Source organism: Nonomuraea sp. NPDC059194 (genome assembly GCF_042754765.1).
Taxonomy (GTDB): domain Bacteria; phylum Actinomycetota; class Actinomycetes; order Streptosporangiales; family Streptosporangiaceae; genus Nonomuraea.
The window spans coordinates 1-15,083 of the sequence record NZ_JBHZBH010000059.1 but is presented as its reverse complement, the minus strand read 5'-3'; the positions used below and the strand labels follow the sequence as shown (position 1 = coordinate 15,083).

Here is a 15,083-nt window from a genome sequence, read left to right as displayed (position 1 = left end):
ACATTTGGGCATCATGATCACCCCATGCGCGTGCTCGGTGTGGGGCTCGCCCCCGGATTCTCCAGGACGAACCTGTGGGCCTGCTGGTCGCTCGGTCTCACGGCGACCATGGTCATCTCCTTTCTCCCGACGGCGACGCCGTACCTGCTGGGCGGGGTTCTGGAGGTGCCCTCGCAGGCGCAGGGCAGGGTGGTCGGCCTGCTGGGGCTGGCCGCCGAGCTGACGATGATCCTCAGCCTGGCCTGGTACGGCGCGCTCGCCGACCGGTACGGCAGGCGCCCCGTCGTGATCGCCGGCTTCGTCCTGTGCGCGCTCGGCACCGCGCTGTTCCCCTTCGCGGGGGACACCACCGTGCTGGTGGCGCTGCGCGTGGTGTTCGCGCTGGGCGCGGCGGCGCTCGGCGGCATGTTCGCCACCATCGCCGTCGACTACGCGCGCGAGGATTCGCGCGGCAGGTCCTACGGCGTGCTGGGCGTCTTCTGCGGCCTCGGCGGGCTGCTGGCGGTCCTCGTGCTGGCCAGGCTGCCCAGGACGTTCGAGAGCGGGGGCATGAGCCCGGCGTCGGCCGCCCGGGTGTCGTTCCTGGTGGTGGCCGCGGGCCTGCTGATCGTGGCCGTCGTCATGCGGTTCGCGCTCTCTCCTGCCAGGGCGAGCCAGGACGCTGCCAGGGCGAGCCAGGACCCTGCCACGGTGAGCCAGGACGCGGGGCGCGTGCCGCTGACCCGGCTGGTGCGCGAGGGCGTGGCGCTGTTCAGGGATCCGGGGGCGGCGCTGGCCTACCTGGCGGCGTTCGTGGCCAGGGCGGACCTGGCGGTGATCGCCGGGTTCATGTCGCTGTGGATCGTGGACCACGCCACGCGGCAGGGCATGTCACCCGCCGAGGCCCTGGCCAGGGCGGGCCTGATCGTGGGCATCGCGCACACGATGGCGCTGGTCGCCTCCCCCGTACTCGGCTGGCTCGGCGACCGGGTCAGGCGGCAGAACCTGGTGATCGGCGCGCAGCTCGTGGCCGCGCTGTCCTACCTGTCGACGCTGCTGATCAGCGACCCGCTGGGGTCCGGGATGATCGTCGTGGCTGTGCTGGTCGGCGTCGGCGAGATCGCGGGGATCAACACGGCCGGGCCGCTGCTGGCCCAGCAGGCACCAGCGGCGGTACGCGGATCGGCGTTCGGCGTGCAGGCGCTCATGGGGGCGCTCGGCATCATGTGCGTCTCCGCGCTCGGCGGCCTGCTCTACGACCACTGGCGGCCCGCCGCGCCGTTCGTGGTGTCGGGCGTGCTCGGGCTGTGCGTGGTCGTCTTCGGCCTGGTGGTCAGGAAGCGGGTGGCGCCGAACCCTCAGGCGAACGGTCAGGATCGGCGAACCGAGCGAACGCCCGCAGGTTAGCCAGCGACTCGCCGCGCTTGGCCCGCCACTCCCACTCCCGCCTGATCGAGGAGGCGAAGCCGAGCTCCAGCGCCCTGTCGAACCACTCGTCGGCGTAGGTGAGCACGCAGCCGAGCACGGTGTCGATCTCCTCGTCGCTCACGGCCGACAGCGGGATCCGGCCGACGAGGTAGACGTCGCCGACGGGGTCGACGGCGAAATGCACGCCGTACATGCCGCCGTTCCTGCTCAGCAGCCACTTGTAGAACTCGGCGTGGTTCTCGTCGGGCTGGCGGCAGAAGAACGCCTCCACGTGGAGTGCGTGGTCGCCGACGATGAGCCAGGTCATCGTGGCCAGCTTGTGCTGGCCCGGCAGCTTCACCAGGAACGCGCCCTCGCGGGGCTCTTCGTAGGAGACCTCGGCGGCCTTGAGCGCGGCTGCGACCACATCTCTCATACGGCAAGCCTAGACACGGCATGCAGATGTGACACCGCGCCGCCGTACACGTCCATGAGCCGGGCGGCCGTGGCCGACCAGCTGAAGGCGTTGGCATGCGCCCTGGCCCCCCGCGACAGCTCGTCCCGCCAGAGCGGCTCGGTGACGAACCTGCGCAGCACCCGCGCCCAGTCGCCGGGATCGTGGCCGTCGACGAGGACACCGGAGACCCCGTCGTGTACGGCGGTGCGCAGCCCGCCCACCGACGCGGCCGCCACCGGCGTGCCGCACGCCTGCGACTCCAGCGCGACCAGGCCGAACGACTCGTTGTAGGAGGGCACGACCGTCACGTCGGCCGCGCGGTACCAATCGGCCAGCTCGTGCTGGGGGGCGGGCGGCACCAGCCGTACGACATCGGAGATGCCCAGCTCGGCGGCCGTCTCGGTGAGGATCGAGGGGCGGCAGAGGCCGGTGCCCGAGGGGCCGCCGACGGCGGCGACCACGAGCCTGCCGCGCAGCGACGGGTCCTCGATCAGCATCCTGGCCGCGGCGCGCAGCAGCACGTCGGGGGCCTTGAGCGGCTGGATCCTGCCCACGAACAGCAGCACGTGGGCGTCCTGCGGCAGGCCGAGCCGGTGGCGGGCGGCGCCCCGGGAGGCGGGCTGGAAGACGGTCAGGTTGACGCCGGGGTTGACGACGGCGACGTGGTCGGACGGCGCGCCGTACAGATCGATGAGCTCGCCCGCCTCGGCCTCGGTGTTGGCGACCAGGCGGTCGGCGACCTCGACGACCTGCTCCTCGCCGAGCACCCGCGCCTGGGGCTCCGGCTTGTCGTCCTCGGCCAGCAGGAGGTTCTTCACCTTGGCCATCGTGTGCATCGTGTGCACGAGCGGGACGCCCCACCGTTCCTTGGCCAGCCAGCCGACCTGGCCCGACAGCCAGTAGTGGGAGTGGATGAGGTCGTAGTGGCCGGGCTCGTACATCGCCTCGGTGCGCAGCACGCCCGAAAGGAACGCGCACAGCTGCGCGGGCAGTTCGGCGCGGTCGAGCTCCTCATAGGGGCCCGCGGTGATGTGCCTGACCAGCACGCCAGGAGCCAGTTCGGCCACCGGCGGCAGGTCGCGGGCCGTCTGCCTGGTGAAGATCTCCACCTCGACGCCCTGCTGAGCGAGTCGCTTGGCCGTCTCGACGATGTAGACGTTCATCCCGCCGGCGTCGCCGGTGCCCGGCTGGTCCAGCGGAGACGTGTGCATGCTCACCGTCGCGACCCTGTTGACGCGTCGCTTCAACCGACACCACCTCCAGAGGATTGATAACCGGCAGGAACAATCCGGCATTCCCCAACAAGATCATCCTTTGCCGCCCTGGCAGGATGGGCCCATGACGAAGACGGCAGTGGTGACCGGCGCGAGCAGCGGAATCGGGGAGGCGACCGCGCGACGGCTGGCCTCCGAAGGATACGAGGTCGTGGCCGGAGCCAGGCGCAGGGACCGGCTCGACAAGCTGGCCGCGGAGGTCGCGGGCATCACGCCGGTGACGCTCGACGTCACCTCCCAGGAGTCGGTGGACGCGCTCGCGGCCACTCTGGAGCGGTGCGACGTGCTGGTCAACAACGCCGGCGGCGCGCTCGGCATGGAGTCGGTGGCCGAGGGGCGCGTCGAGGACTGGCAGCGGATGTACGACACGAACGTGCTCGGCTCGCTGCGCGTCACGCAGGCACTGCTGCCGAAGCTGATCGACTCCGGCGACGGCGTGCTGGTGATGCTGACCTCGACCGCCGGCCTGGTCTCCTACGAGGGCGGCGGCGGATACGTCGCGGCCAAGCACGCCCAGACCGCCATGGTGGAAACACTGCGGCTCGAACTCGTGGACCAGCCGGTCAGGATCGTGGAGATCGCGCCCGGCATGGTGCGCAGCGAGGGCTTCGCGGTGACCCGCTTCCGCGGCGACGCCGACGCCGCCGCGAAGGTCTACGCGGGCGTCGCCAACCCGCTGACCGCCGACGACGTGGCCGACGCGATCGCCTGGAGCGTGACCAGGCCCGCGCACTTCAACGTCGACAGGATGGTCATCCGCCCCCGCGCCCAGGCCGCCCAGCACAAGGTCCACCGGGTCGGTGACTAGGCCGGTCGGCAGCGTCACCAGGGGAACGACGGGCGTCAACCGGCTGCGCCGCGCCGACCGGTGGCTCACCGCCGTCCACGGCCGCCTGCTGCGCGCCACCGACCGCCCCCTGGTGGTCGACCTGGGGTACGGCGCGTCGCACACCACGACGCTGGAGCTGTTCACCCGCCTGCGACGGGTCTCGCCCTCGGTGGAGGTCGTCGGCATCGAGATAGACCCTGCCCGCGTGGCGCTCGCCAAGCCCTACGAGCGCGACGGGCTGTCGTTCACGCTCGGCGGCTTCGAGCTTCCCGTCTCCAGGCCGCCCACGGTGATCAGGGCCTTCAACGTGCTCAGGCAGTACGGCGAGGCGGAGGCGTGGCGCTACTGGGACCTGCTCGTCTCGCGCCTGGCACCCGGCGGGATCCTCGTGGAGGGCACGTGCTCGGAGGTCGGGCACCGCGCGGTGTGGGCGTGCCTGACGGCCGAGGGGCCGCGGACGCTGACGTTCTCGGCCCGGTTCAACGCCTTCGAGCGGCCGTCCGACCTGGCCGACCGGCTGCCCAAGACACTCATCCACCGCAACGTGCCCGGCGAGCCCGTCCACGCGTTCCTGCGCGACTTCGACAGGGCGTGGGCGGTGGCGGCGCCGTACGGGGCGCACGGGTCGCGGCAGCGGTGGCTGCGGGCCGTCGGGATGCTCGCGGACGGCTGGCCCGTCTACCGTACGGCGCCGCTGGGCGGGACGGCGCGGTGGCGGCTGGGCGAACTGTCGATCCCCTGGACGGCCGTGAATCCGGCGGGTCGCTAACCTTCTCCCTATGCCGCGTTTCGTGATTTCTCCCGAAATTTCGCCCGAGCTTGTCGACGACCTGCTCGACTGCTGGGTCGAGGTGACGAACGCGGGCGGCGCGGTCGGCTGGGTGCCGCCCGTGACGGCCGACGACATCAGGCCCACCGCCACCGCGACCTTCGCCAAATGCGCCGACGGCGGCCCCGACACCCTGGTCGCCGGCTTCGACGACGACGGGCGGGTGGCCTGCTGGGGGGTTCTGGTTTCGACGGGACACTCGCTCATGAAGCACTGGCGGACCGTGATGCGGGTGATGGTGCACCCCAAGCACCAGGGCAAGGGCTACGGCGGCGACCTCATGCGCGCCGTGGCCGAGGCGGGCACGCGGCTGGGCCTGGAGTCACTGCGGCTGACGGCCAGGGGCGGGCTCGGCCTGGAAGACTTCTACGCCAGGTACGGCTACCGCGAAGTCGGCCGGGTGCCGCGCGCGATCAGGGTGGCCGACGGCGACGACCGCGACGAGATCTACATGGTGGCGTTCCTGCCGGAAAACGCGTGATGTCCCTCTCATCGGTGTCCCGGATCCCAGCTCGACAGCCTGTAGTACTACGCTGATGAGTGTGAAGGGTCTCGGCGAACTCGAACGCAGCATCATGGACATCCTCTGGGCGCAGAACGCCCCTCTGACCGCCCGCGAGGTCGGCAGGCTCATAGAAGAGCGCGACCTGGCCCCCACCACCGTCATGACCGTGCTCGACCGGCTCACCCGCAAGGGCTTCCTGGAGCGGACCAGGGACGGCCGGGCATGGAGATACGAACCAGCCGAAACCCGTGACAGTTACGTCGCCGAGCTTATGCTGGAAGCATTGGACATGACGGGCGACCGCTCGGCCGCCCTCACCCGATTCGCCCAGGCCGTCTCAGGTTCCGAGGCGGAGATCCTGCGCAAGGCGCTCACGGAGCTGGAGGACGAGTGATCACGGCGGCGGCGTTGACAGCGCTCGCCGCGGCGTGCGCGATCGGCGCCTGGCGCTTCACCGCCGCCCGCTGGACCTCCCGCGCTCCTCGCCTGGCCATCGCGCTGTGGCAGTCGCTCGGCGTCGCCTGGGGGCTGGCCAGCACCGGCGCGCTGCTCGCCTTCGCCGTCATGCCGTACGACAGGGGTGTGGTCCAGGGGCTGGTCGCCTTCGCCGCCGGCCAGACGCCCGGTGAGCCGTGGGACCTGCTCCACGCGCTCGCCATGATCGCGGGGCTCACCATGCTCGCCGTACTCGTCGTGGTGCTGGTGGCCGCGGGCGTGCAGACGCTGCGCGCCAGGCGCCGCCACCGCGTGCTGCTCACGCTGATCGCCCGCGAGGAGCCGCACATCCCGGGCGTGCGGGTGCTCGACCATCCCGGCGCCGCCGCCTACTGCGTGCCCGGTCTCCGCTCACACGTCGTGGTCAGCTCCGGCACGCTCGAACTGCTGTCGGAGGACGAGCTGACCGCGGTGCTGGCCCACGAGTCGGCCCACGTCCGCGAGCGCCACGACCTGGTGCTGCTGCCGTTCGGCGCGCTGCGCAGGGCGCTGCCGTTCTCGAAGGTCGTGCGCGAGGCGCAGGAGCAGGTCGAGCTGCTGGTCGAGATGGCCGCCGACGACCGCGCCCGCCGCTACTGCTCGCCGCGCCGCCTGGCCACCGCCCTGCTCCGCTTCGGTACGGCAGGCGCCGTCCCCGCCCCGGCGGGCATGCTCGGCGCCGCCGCCCAGGTGATGGCCAGGGTCGACAGGCTGATCAAGCCCGCGCCCGAGCTGCCGCGTTCCGGGCGTTACGGGCTGGTCGCGCTGAGTGTGACGTTGGCCACGTCCGCACCCTTCCTGTGGGCACTGCCCTTCTGACCTCATCATTCGCCGCTTGCAGGTGTTAGCCACTCCGTTTGCAATTGCAAGCACCTTGGGTGCAGACTGTCGGTATGGCACTACCCAAGGTCGGATCGATCGGTGAATACATCCGCGAGCAGCGGCAGCAGGCGAAGATCTCGCTGCGCCAGCTCGCGTCGGCGGCAGGGGTCTCCAACCCCTACCTCAGCCAGATCGAGCGCGGCCTGCGCAAGCCGAGTGCCGAGATCCTGAACCAGATCGCCAAGGGCCTGCACATCTCGTCACAGGCGCTCTACGTGCAAGCGGGCCTGATCGAGGACCGCGAGCCGCCGAGCGACGTGATCACCGCGATCAGGGCCGACCACCTCATCACCGAACGGCAACGCCAGGTGTTGGTCGACATCTACGAGTCGTTCCGCAAGGAGAACCGCGCCGAGGACGAGCAGACCTCCCAGAACGCTCATCCCCAGCGCGACCCCGAAACGGACGACGAGCAGCCGCTGCCAGAGGAATTCCTCGCCGCGCTCGCACCTTATGCGGCGGATCCACCGAGCTCCTCGAACAACGACACCGTCACCCAGGACAAGGAAGGTTAACCCATGACGCTCGCCACCGAGGTCAAGAAGCTCACCGACTCCAAGCCCTTCTACGCCGTCGCCGGCGCCGGCGACTACGCCGTGGAGAAGCTTCGCGAGCTGCCCGAGCAGCTGCTGAAGCTGCAGTCGCGCCGCTCCGAGCTCGCCAAGGACCTGCCGGAGAAGGCGCGCGAGGCCCGCAGCAAGGCCGAGGGCTTCGCCCGCGAGTTCCCCGAGAAGGCCCGCGACTACGCCGACCAGCTCGGCACCAAGGCCACCGAGGTCTACGAGGAGTTCGCCAGCCGCGGCCGCAAGGTCGTCAGCAAGGTGAGCGGCGAGGCCGCGCTGGAGCTGGAGGAGGTCTCCGAGGCCGCCGAGCCGCCGGTCGCCACCCCGGTCAAGAAGACCACCCGCACCACCAAGGCCGCCCCGAAGGCCTGACCCGCGTCCCACTGAAGAGCGAACGGCATGGTCCCTCACGGTGGCGCGCTCCGCGCTTTCGGGTTCGGGGCTGTTCTTCCCAGGGGCTTTCCAGCCCCTTCGACCCCGGCCTGAGCCGCTTGGAGGGCAACGCGAGAGATCACGATCGGGGACCGGCCTGGATCTTGACCGAACACAGCAACGAAGCTCCTTGCCAGGATTGAGATTGTTCAGCCCGGCAAGGACCTTCGTTGGCTGCTCAGGCTGGCGCAACGCATCGACGGACTGGCCGGGCCGCTCGCGTACCACGCTGTGGCACTGCCCGTCGTCCACGGCGCTGGCCAAACTGCGTTACCGGCCCGGCTCTCTCGCCCGCTGTGTAGCGGGTGGCCTCGCCGCTGACCACCGGCCGCTCTGCCTGGTCGCACGTGGGTGATCTGCTGCTGGTGACCTGGGACGGCACCGCGATCGGCGTGCTGGCCAGTCCGGCCAACCTCGCCCGGGTGCACCGGTCCCTGAAGGCACCAGTCTTGCCGTGGGCTCGGGGTTCAGAGTGTGGCGGAACGAAAACGTTCGCTAAGCCTGTCCCCACAGGTCAGTCATGGCGCGTGAACGCGGGCGGCTGAGGTCGCTTGGCGTATGTTCCCGCTCCATCGCACAGCGATTTGTAGCGCCGGGCAGGTCATTGTTCGGAGGATCGGGTGCGGTCCAGGACCCTGCCCTCGCGTGTTCTCATTCGCAGGAGGTCAACCTCGAACTCAGCGAACACAGCCAGCATGTTGAAGAACATCTTGGACATGGGGTCGCTGGGGTCATAGATGCTGCCGCCGAGGGCGAGTTTCACGCCGCGGGCAACGAGGGCGTCGCCGATGTCGCGGGCGTCGGGGACTGAGCGAGCGAGCCGGTCGAGTTTGGGAACGACGAGGGTGTCGCCGGATCGGACGGCCGCCAGGGCTTGGTCGAGGCCAGGCCTTGCCCGGTTGGGGCCAGTAAGTGAGCTTCTCCGCCCGCTTGCAAGCTCAGGTGTGTGCGGACATTTGGCCAGGACCGAAACAGGGTGAAATCGTCTCGACATCTCGGCTTTACTCACCCAGGTTGTCGTCCACCGAACAGGAAGTTCGTCGATGCGACCGAAACTCGTCCAGCTCACCGTCGCAACCGTGATCGGTTCAATGCTCGCCACCGGAACCGCGCATGCAGACCCAGACGTCGATCCCACACCTACGGCCACCACATCAACGGAGTCAGATATCTCCGCAAACGCCGGACGATACCTGCACAACTCGTTCAGTTGGGGCAGTGCCACACTGGATTTGATCGACAACGACTTCTCCGTGTGTGACAAGGCGGCCGAAGGAGATCCGGTCTATGTGGTGTTCACCAAGACATACGGCGGTGATGGCCAGACGGTCTACGACGGCAACGGCTCGAAGCCAGGCTGCACCACGGGGGTAACGTCGAGGTCGTACAACTACATGCGCCTGTGCAAGTCCGACTTCAGCTGGGACACTTGCAGCGAAGTGGGCATCAAGTGGCAGTGACCGCGCCATGGCAAGGTCAGCGACGCCGCGAAATTGCCTGAGAACGGCCACAGACCCGCTGCGGAGCCACCGCGAAGGGCGACCAGGGTGTTGAACGTCCTCGGCGATGCCCATGGCGGCAGCGAGCTGCTGCCAGGTGGCGCCGGACTCCAGCGCCCGATCGATCTCGACGCCGGGGCGCATGGCCCTGGCGATGTCCTCGCTGAGGGCCAGGAGTTTCAGGTGCTCCTCGACGGTGAGCGGCGGGGTATCGTCCGGGCCGTGCCTCTCCGGGCCGTAGTGCGGTGGAACAACTGGCCCTTGCGACCGTGGAACACCTTCTCTGCCAGGGGATGACAGCCTTCCTGGAGGTTCCGGATGGCCTTGATGTCCCTTCTCAGGTCCTCATCGTCATCAGCTGGAGGACATACAGCGATTTGAAGATCCGGCGGCTGCACCTGGCCACGCTGGAACCCAAGCCCGAACCGGCGTCGCTGGTGGAGTCGTGGGAGGCGGTGAACGCGCTGCTGCCGCGGGTGGATCTGCCGGAGGTGCTGTAGGGCCACCAGGTCGGCTGACTCGGGCGCGCCCGCCGCCGCGGGTAAGTGCGTTGATACGTCCCGCGTGATTGATCACTGCCGGGCGAAGAAATACGACACAAGGTGTCACTTCACCGCTCGGCGTCGGTGGCGGGCGTGGACCCGACCGACGGATAGACAAGGACCTCAATGCGCGAAACGCCAGAAGATCTCAAAGAGCTCCAGGGCCTCCTCGACTCCTCCCTGTCCCGCTCCACCTCGCACCTACGCTCGATCGTCACCGAGCGCACCCTTACCGCGGAGCAGCTCACCCAGGTCCTCACCGGCATGTGCACCCTCGCCCTGTCAACTGTGACGGCGAAGGGCGAGCCGCGGATCAGCGGCGTGGACGGGCATTTCCTGCACGGCAAGTGGCACTTCGGCACGGCGCGCAGCGCCGCCAAGGCCCGCCACCTCGCCGCCCGCCCGGCCGCCAGCGTCGCGCACCTGCGCGGCGAGGACTTGGGCGTGTTCACGCACGGCACGGTAGAGATCCTCAATCCCCAGGACGGCGAGCCTGCCGCGGACTGGCCAGACCTGCTGGCCTACTTCAAGGACTTCTACGGCAGCGCCGCCTTCGACTGGGACAACGACGTGGTCTACTACCGGCTGCACCCGCACTGGATGACCGTCTACGCCCCCGACATCGACAAGCTGACCGCCAAGTGACCTGTGATTTGGATCGCTTGACGTCGTGATTTTGGGATCGCTTCTTGGCGTGCCCGCGGATCGCGATCTTGTTACCGCGTTAGCCGTGCGGGCGGGTCATGGTGTCCGCTGTTCAGTCCTCCCCTCGGCCGGCGAGTAGGTGGCCGGTCTCGGTGCGCCGGTAGACCATGCGCCGACCGACCCGCGTGCCGGCGACGAGGTCCGCGTCGCGCAGGATGGTCAGGTGGCCGCCGACGGTGCCGAGCGACAGGCCTAGGTGTGCGGCGAGTTCGCTGCTGGTCGCGGGGTGTTCGAGTTCGTGGAGGATGGCCGCGCGGCCGGTACCTATAAGCCGCTCCAGCGACCGGGCGGGCCGGGTGCGCGCCGCACCGTCGGCGGATCCGCGGGCCGGGTAGACCAGCGCGTACGACGTCGGCGGTGCCTCGCACAGCCACGTGCCGCTGCTCAGCACGCTGACCGGGACGAACAGCATGCCCTCGTCGCCGACGACGCGGTCCGGGAAGGCTTGATCGCTGAAGCGGATGGCGTCTTCGCCGACCCAGGCGCTGCGGCGGCTCATGTGCTGCAGAGCACGGGGCCAGCCGTAGGCGGCTAGCAGCCCCGCCCGGTAGGTGACATCGCGTTCCAGTAGTGCCCGCCGGCGCGGCCAGTCGGAGGCCACATGGGCCTCCCACGTGTACTTGAGCAGGTCGGCGGTGCGTGCCGCCCAGCCTCGTCCGGTCAGCCAGTCCAGATCGTGCTGCTTCCAACTGCGCGCCACCGACTCTTCCAACTCAGCGCGCACCTCCTCGTCGGGCGCCCGAGTGACCTGCGCGAGCTCGTCTTCCAGGGTGGTGCGCATGCCGCCCGGCGGCGGGGTCGCGACGTGGCTCGGCAGCCACTTGGTCGACCCCAGCAACCTGACCAGGCCCTCGGCGAAGGGGTCTGCCTCGAGGGCGGCGCGGAACGCGCCGTGGTGGCGGGCATGCCAGGAGGCCAGCCACGGATCGGTGCAGGGCTTGCCGAGCACCATCATCGACCCCAACGTCTCGGCGAGCGGAGACAGGGCGAACCGGGACCGTGACAGAGCCAGGGTGCTCAACCGCAACAGCATCATCTTTCGCCTCCTGCCGAAACCATAGAGTCCGCTTCGGTGCTCCTGAACACTCCCGGCCCATGCGCTCGACCCTCATGCGACTGACCGACTTCCGCTGGTTTCTCTCCGCACAGGTGGTATCCCTGCTGGGCACTTCCATGGCGCCGGTCGCGCTGGCGTTCGGTGTCCTGGACGCATCGGGCAGCACCAGCGACCTCGGTGTCGTCCTGACCGTCCACATGGTGCCGCTGCTGGCCTTCCTCCTGGTAGGCGGAGCCGTGGCCGACCGCCTCCCGCGCCGGACGGTCCTGGTGGCCGCCCACCTGGGCTCCGCCCTCACCCAGGGCGGCGTCGCCGCCCTTCTGCTCACCGGGAGGTACGCGCTGCTGCCGGTGGCCGCCCTGGGGTTTCTCGGCGGCATCCTCGCTGCGTTCACCACACCGGCCCTGCGCAGCATCGTGCCCCAGCTTGTCCCCGGGGATCGGATACGGCAGGCGAACGCCCTGCTGGCATCGGCGAGAAACACCACGAAGATTCTCGGACCGAGCCTGTCCGGGATCACGGTCGCAGCTACCGGTGGCGGTCCCGCCATCGCCTTCGACGCGCTGACCTACCTCCTCGCGGCGGGCTTCCTCACCCGACTGTCCCTCACAGCGGCTCCGACCGCGCCGCGGCCCTCCTCCAGGATGCTGGCCGACATCCGCGACGGCTGGACCGAGTTCCGGCGCATCCGCTGGGTGTGGACGGTGTCCCTGTGCTTCTGCGTGATCAACCTGGTGCAGGTCGGTGCCTGGCAGATCCTGGGACCCGTACTGACCAGGCAGCTCAGCGGCGAGGAGACCTGGGGGTTCGTGCTCAGCGCCCGCGGCGTCGGCATGCTGGTGATGAGCACGCTGATGTACCGGCTGGTGGTCAGGCACCTGCTGAGGCTGGGCCAGCTGATGAGCGCGCTCGGCGCGCTCCCCCTGCTCGCACTCGGTGCGCAGCTGCACGACTCCTGGCTGATCGCCGCCGCCTTCGTCGCCGGACTGGGATCCTCGGCCGCCGCCGTCGGTTGGGAAACCTCGCTGCAGGAGCACGTCCCCGCACATGTGCTCTCGCGCGTCTCGTCCTCCGACGACCTGCTGTCCTACATCGCGATCCCCATCGGCCAGCTGGGCGTGGGACTGCTCGCCGACAGGTTCGGCGGCTTCCAGGTGGCCGCGACCGCTGGCATCATCTACGCCGCCGCGGCCGTCCTCCCTCTGACCTCCGCCGCCGTGCGCCGACTGCCACACGCCCAAGACGACCATGCCCGTACTGCGTAAACAGCGGCGGTGGCGGATGTGGCGGCTGGTCATCGCCGGGACTGACGATGGCGAGGTGAGCAGCGCGAGCGAACGACATCAACATGCTGGGTCGACTGGAGGCCGGGACCTACTCCTCGGCCTCGGCCCGATCAAGCGGGCCCACTTCATGCTTATTCATCGAGAATCGACGATAGTCGATACATCTGAGCCCGGGAAGAGTTGCCTCGTCGGCCCAGCAGTGGGCCACAGCACGGGTGCCACCCGCGTCGGTGAGCGGTCGGTGCGATCGCTACACGACGCACCGCGATCGATCCCCGCCTGGAAATAATCTCAATGTTCATCTACTTAAGGTTGATATTCTCAATGAAGGAGTGATCGGCATGGCCACCAACGAGTCGACCGCCCAGGTCATCGCACAGTTCAACGACGCGTTCACCCAGCACAACCCGGCGCTGCTCGCCGGGCTGGTCGCCGACGACTGCGTCATGGTTAGCGTCCGCCCGGCGCCCGAGGGTACCCGGTATGAGGGTCTGGACGCCTGCCTCACCTTCTGGCAGGAGCTTGCTGCCGACCAGAACACCAGCTTCGCCCCCGACGAGGTCTTCGTCTTCGGGGACCGGGCGGTCATCAAGTGGCATGTCACCTTCCAGCACGGTCAGGTGAACGAGGTGTTCGGCGACGCGCACGCGCAGTCCACGTCCGTGGCCGGCGTCAATCTCATGCACATCCGCGACGGGCGCATCGTCGAGGCGCTCGGCTACAGCAAGACCCCATGAGTCCGCACCGGGGCCGCAGCCGTGACGGTTGCGGCCCCGGCCGGTTCCGAACGACTAATCCTTGAGGCCGTTGACTGCACCACGCGACTGACCTGAACCCAATCGCTCATGTACGTGATAAGGGCCTGTTATCCCGTACATAGCAGCGACCGGAACAGCGCTGACCTGTGGTTTCAGAGGGAGAGCCGCAGTGTGACTCGGGCACGTTATCCGGTAAATCGATGACCCATCAAGATCCAATGTGGGTTTTGGGCTTATGTGAACCGGACCCCTGTCAACGAACCCTCCAGCACAAACCGGGCTCGCCCGCGAACGCCAAATACCGCCGGATAACTCACGCCATCAAGCCGGGTCTGGCGCACTTGATGGGGAGCGGTCACGGTAGGTGAGTTTGAGGGTCAGTTCAGCAGGGCCATCTTTCTCAACAGGTCGTAGTTGACCCTCCCGAACATGAGCCGCTTCAAGAACTTAATGACCCGGTTGACGTGGCCTTCGACCGGGCCGGAACTGTAGGGCAGGGTGAGTCCGGCGTGACGGCGTCCTGGTCGCGGCGTAGCCCGGCGACGAAGGAGTGCAGCTCAGGCAGGTCCTCGTGGAGCACTGCATTCAGTCGAACAAATCCTTGTCACTGACCCCTTTTCATCCTCCGGCGGCGGGTGCTGATCACAGCATGATCGCGGCTCCGGTGTTCGCCTGATGACGTAGCAGAGCCCCTGGTAGACGGGTTGATCACCACAATCCTCACCGTCACCACCAGGAGCTCTGGGTGCTGTTCTATCGCGCTGCCGTCGATTTGTCGCGTTCAACGCTGAACTACGTGGCCGGGCTGATCCGCCGACGCCGCAAGGCGATCGGGTCGGCCTGGCGGCTGCTGAACCCTGGCCAGCAGGCTCTGCTGGTGCTGGTCTACCTGCGCAAGGGCGAGACGTTCGACGAACTCGGAGCCGGTTTCGGCGTGTCGACGGCGACCGCGTGGAGGTATGTGGAGGAGACGGTGATGCTGCTGTCGACGCGCTCGCCCAAGCTCGGGCAGGCATTGCGGAAGGCCAAGCGGGACGGACTGCACTACCTGGTGCTGGACGGCACGCTGATCCGCACCGACCGGATCAAGGCCGACCGGCCGTACTTCTCCGGCAAGCATCGCGTGCACGGGATGAACGTCCAGGTCATCGCCTCACCGGACGGGACGATCCTGTGGACCTCGGGCGCGCTGCCGGGCAAGACGCACGACCTGAGCGCCGCCCGGATCTGGGGCATCCTGAGGAAACTGGAGCGGGCCGGGATCATCGTCTTGGCGGACAAGGGCTACCAGGGTGCCGAAGGCCCGGTCATCACCCCCTACAAGGGCAAGAACAAGCCCGAGTCCCAGAAGCGGGCCAACCGATCACACGCCCGCCTTCGCGGTCCGGGCGAACGCGCGAACGCCCAGCTCAAGACCTGGCGCATCCTACGCAAGCTCCGCTGCTGCCCCCTCAGAGGGCGGTTCGCGAGTTGATGTCCCTTTGATCGCTTGCGCTGCAGGAGGAGAGCAGGCCACGGGCTCGTTGCCGGGCTACGGACGCGGCTGAGTGAACAATCCCGGCTCGGTCTCCACGAGTATGCCGAGGCTGACCAGGCGTTTGAGCT

The 15,083-nt window shown here is 68.7% G+C and carries 18 protein-coding genes and 1 pseudogene; 14 read left to right on the top strand and 5 right to left on the bottom strand.

The window, feature by feature from the left end:
- Nucleotides 1–24 precede the first annotated feature (24 nt).
- The gene (locus tag ACFXJ8_RS40590) at nt 25–1,386 is read left to right on the top strand and encodes an MFS transporter (RefSeq protein WP_379650360.1); all 1,362 of its coding nucleotides are present in this window, start codon (nt 25–27) and stop codon (nt 1,384–1,386) included.
- On the opposite strand, the gene ACFXJ8_RS40585 is transcribed toward ACFXJ8_RS40590, so the two are convergent.
- Both ACFXJ8_RS40585 and mshA read right to left on the bottom strand, forming a co-directional pair.
- On the bottom strand, nt 1,313–1,822 hold the full coding sequence (locus tag ACFXJ8_RS40585) for a YbjN domain-containing protein (protein WP_379650358.1): 510 nt from the start codon (nt 1,820–1,822) through the stop codon (nt 1,313–1,315). The two genes, ACFXJ8_RS40590 and ACFXJ8_RS40585, sit on opposite strands and share 74 nt — an antisense overlap.
- Entirely contained in the window at nt 1,819–3,054 is a 1,236-nt protein-coding gene (gene mshA, locus ACFXJ8_RS40580; RefSeq protein WP_379650407.1) for a D-inositol-3-phosphate glycosyltransferase, read from the bottom strand. The genes ACFXJ8_RS40585 and mshA overlap by 4 nt, the downstream gene beginning before the upstream one ends.
- Nucleotides 3,055–3,181: 127 nt before the next feature.
- Here mshA and ACFXJ8_RS40575 point away from each other — a divergent pair, with 127 nt between their 5' ends.
- The 7 genes from ACFXJ8_RS40575 (at nt 3,182) to ACFXJ8_RS40545 (ending at nt 7,571) form a co-directional block, all read left to right on the top strand.
- On the top strand, nt 3,182–3,925 hold the full coding sequence (locus tag ACFXJ8_RS40575; RefSeq protein WP_379650356.1) for an SDR family NAD(P)-dependent oxidoreductase: 744 nt from the start codon (nt 3,182–3,184) through the stop codon (nt 3,923–3,925).
- Nucleotides 3,918–4,715 (top strand): class I SAM-dependent methyltransferase, encoded by a 798-nt coding sequence (locus tag ACFXJ8_RS40570; protein ID WP_379650354.1) that lies wholly within the window; start codon nt 3,918–3,920, stop codon nt 4,713–4,715. The genes ACFXJ8_RS40575 and ACFXJ8_RS40570 overlap by 8 nt, the downstream gene beginning before the upstream one ends.
- A 10-nt stretch (nt 4,716–4,725) precedes the next feature.
- On the top strand, nt 4,726–5,256 hold the full coding sequence (locus ACFXJ8_RS40565) for a GNAT family N-acetyltransferase (RefSeq protein ID WP_379650353.1): 531 nt from the start codon (nt 4,726–4,728) through the stop codon (nt 5,254–5,256).
- A gap of 61 nt (nt 5,257–5,317) precedes the next feature.
- Nucleotides 5,318–5,674 (top strand): BlaI/MecI/CopY family transcriptional regulator, encoded by a 357-nt coding sequence (locus tag ACFXJ8_RS40560; RefSeq protein WP_379650405.1) that lies wholly within the window; start codon nt 5,318–5,320, stop codon nt 5,672–5,674.
- A complete protein-coding gene (locus ACFXJ8_RS40555; protein WP_379650351.1) occupies nt 5,671–6,573 on the top strand; it encodes a M56 family metallopeptidase in 903 nt (300 codons plus the stop codon). Before ACFXJ8_RS40560 ends, ACFXJ8_RS40555 begins: the two co-directional genes overlap by 4 nt.
- A gap of 74 nt (nt 6,574–6,647) precedes the next feature.
- Nucleotides 6,648–7,151, top strand: a complete 504-nt coding sequence (locus tag ACFXJ8_RS40550) for a helix-turn-helix domain-containing protein (protein WP_379650350.1) — start codon at nt 6,648–6,650, stop codon at nt 7,149–7,151.
- Between the two features lie 3 nt (nt 7,152–7,154).
- Nucleotides 7,155–7,571, top strand: a complete 417-nt coding sequence (locus tag ACFXJ8_RS40545) for a hypothetical protein (protein WP_379650349.1) — start codon at nt 7,155–7,157, stop codon at nt 7,569–7,571.
- A 661-nt stretch (nt 7,572–8,232) separates the two neighbouring features.
- Here the strand turns inward: ACFXJ8_RS40545 and ACFXJ8_RS40540 are convergent.
- On the bottom strand, nt 8,233–8,640 hold the full coding sequence (locus tag ACFXJ8_RS40540) for a recombinase family protein (RefSeq protein ID WP_379650347.1): 408 nt from the start codon (nt 8,638–8,640) through the stop codon (nt 8,233–8,235).
- Between the two features lie 34 nt (nt 8,641–8,674).
- Between ACFXJ8_RS40540 and ACFXJ8_RS40535 the strand changes: the two genes are divergently transcribed.
- The 3 genes from ACFXJ8_RS40535 (at nt 8,675) to ACFXJ8_RS40525 (ending at nt 10,317) form a co-directional block, all read left to right on the top strand.
- Nucleotides 8,675–9,091, top strand: a complete 417-nt coding sequence (locus ACFXJ8_RS40535) for a hypothetical protein (protein WP_379650346.1) — start codon at nt 8,675–8,677, stop codon at nt 9,089–9,091.
- A gap of 284 nt (nt 9,092–9,375) precedes the next feature.
- Nucleotides 9,376–9,630: a hypothetical protein gene (locus ACFXJ8_RS40530; RefSeq protein WP_379650344.1), complete on the top strand. Its 255-nt coding sequence runs from the start codon at nt 9,376–9,378 to the stop codon at nt 9,628–9,630.
- A 168-nt stretch (nt 9,631–9,798) separates the two neighbouring features.
- The gene (locus tag ACFXJ8_RS40525) at nt 9,799–10,317 is read left to right on the top strand and encodes a pyridoxamine 5'-phosphate oxidase family protein (protein WP_379650342.1); all 519 of its coding nucleotides are present in this window, start codon (nt 9,799–9,801) and stop codon (nt 10,315–10,317) included.
- Between the two features lie 112 nt (nt 10,318–10,429).
- Here ACFXJ8_RS40525 and ACFXJ8_RS40520 read toward each other — a convergent pair whose 3' ends face one another.
- A complete protein-coding gene (locus tag ACFXJ8_RS40520; RefSeq protein ID WP_379650340.1) occupies nt 10,430–11,413 on the bottom strand; it encodes a helix-turn-helix domain-containing protein in 984 nt (327 codons plus the stop codon).
- Nucleotides 11,414–11,472: 59 nt separating this feature from the next.
- Between ACFXJ8_RS40520 and ACFXJ8_RS40515 the strand changes: the two genes are divergently transcribed.
- Nucleotides 11,473–12,699, top strand: coding sequence for an MFS transporter (locus ACFXJ8_RS40515; protein WP_379650338.1), 1,227 nt, complete (start codon nt 11,473–11,475; stop codon nt 12,697–12,699).
- 362 nt (nt 12,700–13,061) lie between these two features.
- Entirely contained in the window at nt 13,062–13,457 is a 396-nt protein-coding gene (locus ACFXJ8_RS40510) for a nuclear transport factor 2 family protein (protein WP_379650336.1), read from the top strand.
- Between the two features lie 398 nt (nt 13,458–13,855).
- Here ACFXJ8_RS40510 and ACFXJ8_RS40505 read toward each other — a convergent pair.
- Nucleotides 13,856–14,034, bottom strand: a pseudogene (locus tag ACFXJ8_RS40505) (ISL3 family transposase); the annotation flags it as partial.
- Nucleotides 14,035–14,223: 189 nt separating this feature from the next.
- Between ACFXJ8_RS40505 and ACFXJ8_RS40500 the strand changes: the two are divergent.
- Nucleotides 14,224–14,952 (top strand): transposase family protein, encoded by a 729-nt coding sequence (locus ACFXJ8_RS40500; protein ID WP_379650334.1) that lies wholly within the window; start codon nt 14,224–14,226, stop codon nt 14,950–14,952.
- Nucleotides 14,953–15,083: the final 131 nt, after the last annotated feature.

Bases quoted from the DNA above. Each gene is read 5' to 3' on its own strand.
- ACFXJ8_RS40590 (WP_379650360.1), top strand. From the start codon at position 25: ATGCGCGTGCTCGGTGTGGGGCTCGCCCCCGGATTCTCCAGGACGAAC.
- ACFXJ8_RS40585 (WP_379650358.1), bottom strand. From the start codon at position 1,822: ATGAGAGATGTGGTCGCAGCCGCGCTCAAGGCCGCCGAGGTCTCCTAC.
- mshA (WP_379650407.1), bottom strand. From the start codon at position 3,054: ATGCACACGTCTCCGCTGGACCAGCCGGGCACCGGCGACGCCGGCGGG.
- ACFXJ8_RS40575 (WP_379650356.1), top strand. From the start codon at position 3,182: ATGACGAAGACGGCAGTGGTGACCGGCGCGAGCAGCGGAATCGGGGAG.
- ACFXJ8_RS40565 (WP_379650353.1), top strand. From the start codon at position 4,726: ATGCCGCGTTTCGTGATTTCTCCCGAAATTTCGCCCGAGCTTGTCGAC.
- ACFXJ8_RS40550 (WP_379650350.1), top strand. From the start codon at position 6,648: ATGGCACTACCCAAGGTCGGATCGATCGGTGAATACATCCGCGAGCAG.
- ACFXJ8_RS40545 (WP_379650349.1), top strand. From the start codon at position 7,155: ATGACGCTCGCCACCGAGGTCAAGAAGCTCACCGACTCCAAGCCCTTC.
- ACFXJ8_RS40535 (WP_379650346.1), top strand. From the start codon at position 8,675: ATGCGACCGAAACTCGTCCAGCTCACCGTCGCAACCGTGATCGGTTCA.
- ACFXJ8_RS40525 (WP_379650342.1), top strand. From the start codon at position 9,799: ATGCGCGAAACGCCAGAAGATCTCAAAGAGCTCCAGGGCCTCCTCGAC.
- ACFXJ8_RS40520 (WP_379650340.1), bottom strand. From the start codon at position 11,413: ATGATGCTGTTGCGGTTGAGCACCCTGGCTCTGTCACGGTCCCGGTTC.
- ACFXJ8_RS40515 (WP_379650338.1), top strand. From the start codon at position 11,473: ATGCGCTCGACCCTCATGCGACTGACCGACTTCCGCTGGTTTCTCTCC.
- ACFXJ8_RS40510 (WP_379650336.1), top strand. From the start codon at position 13,062: ATGGCCACCAACGAGTCGACCGCCCAGGTCATCGCACAGTTCAACGAC.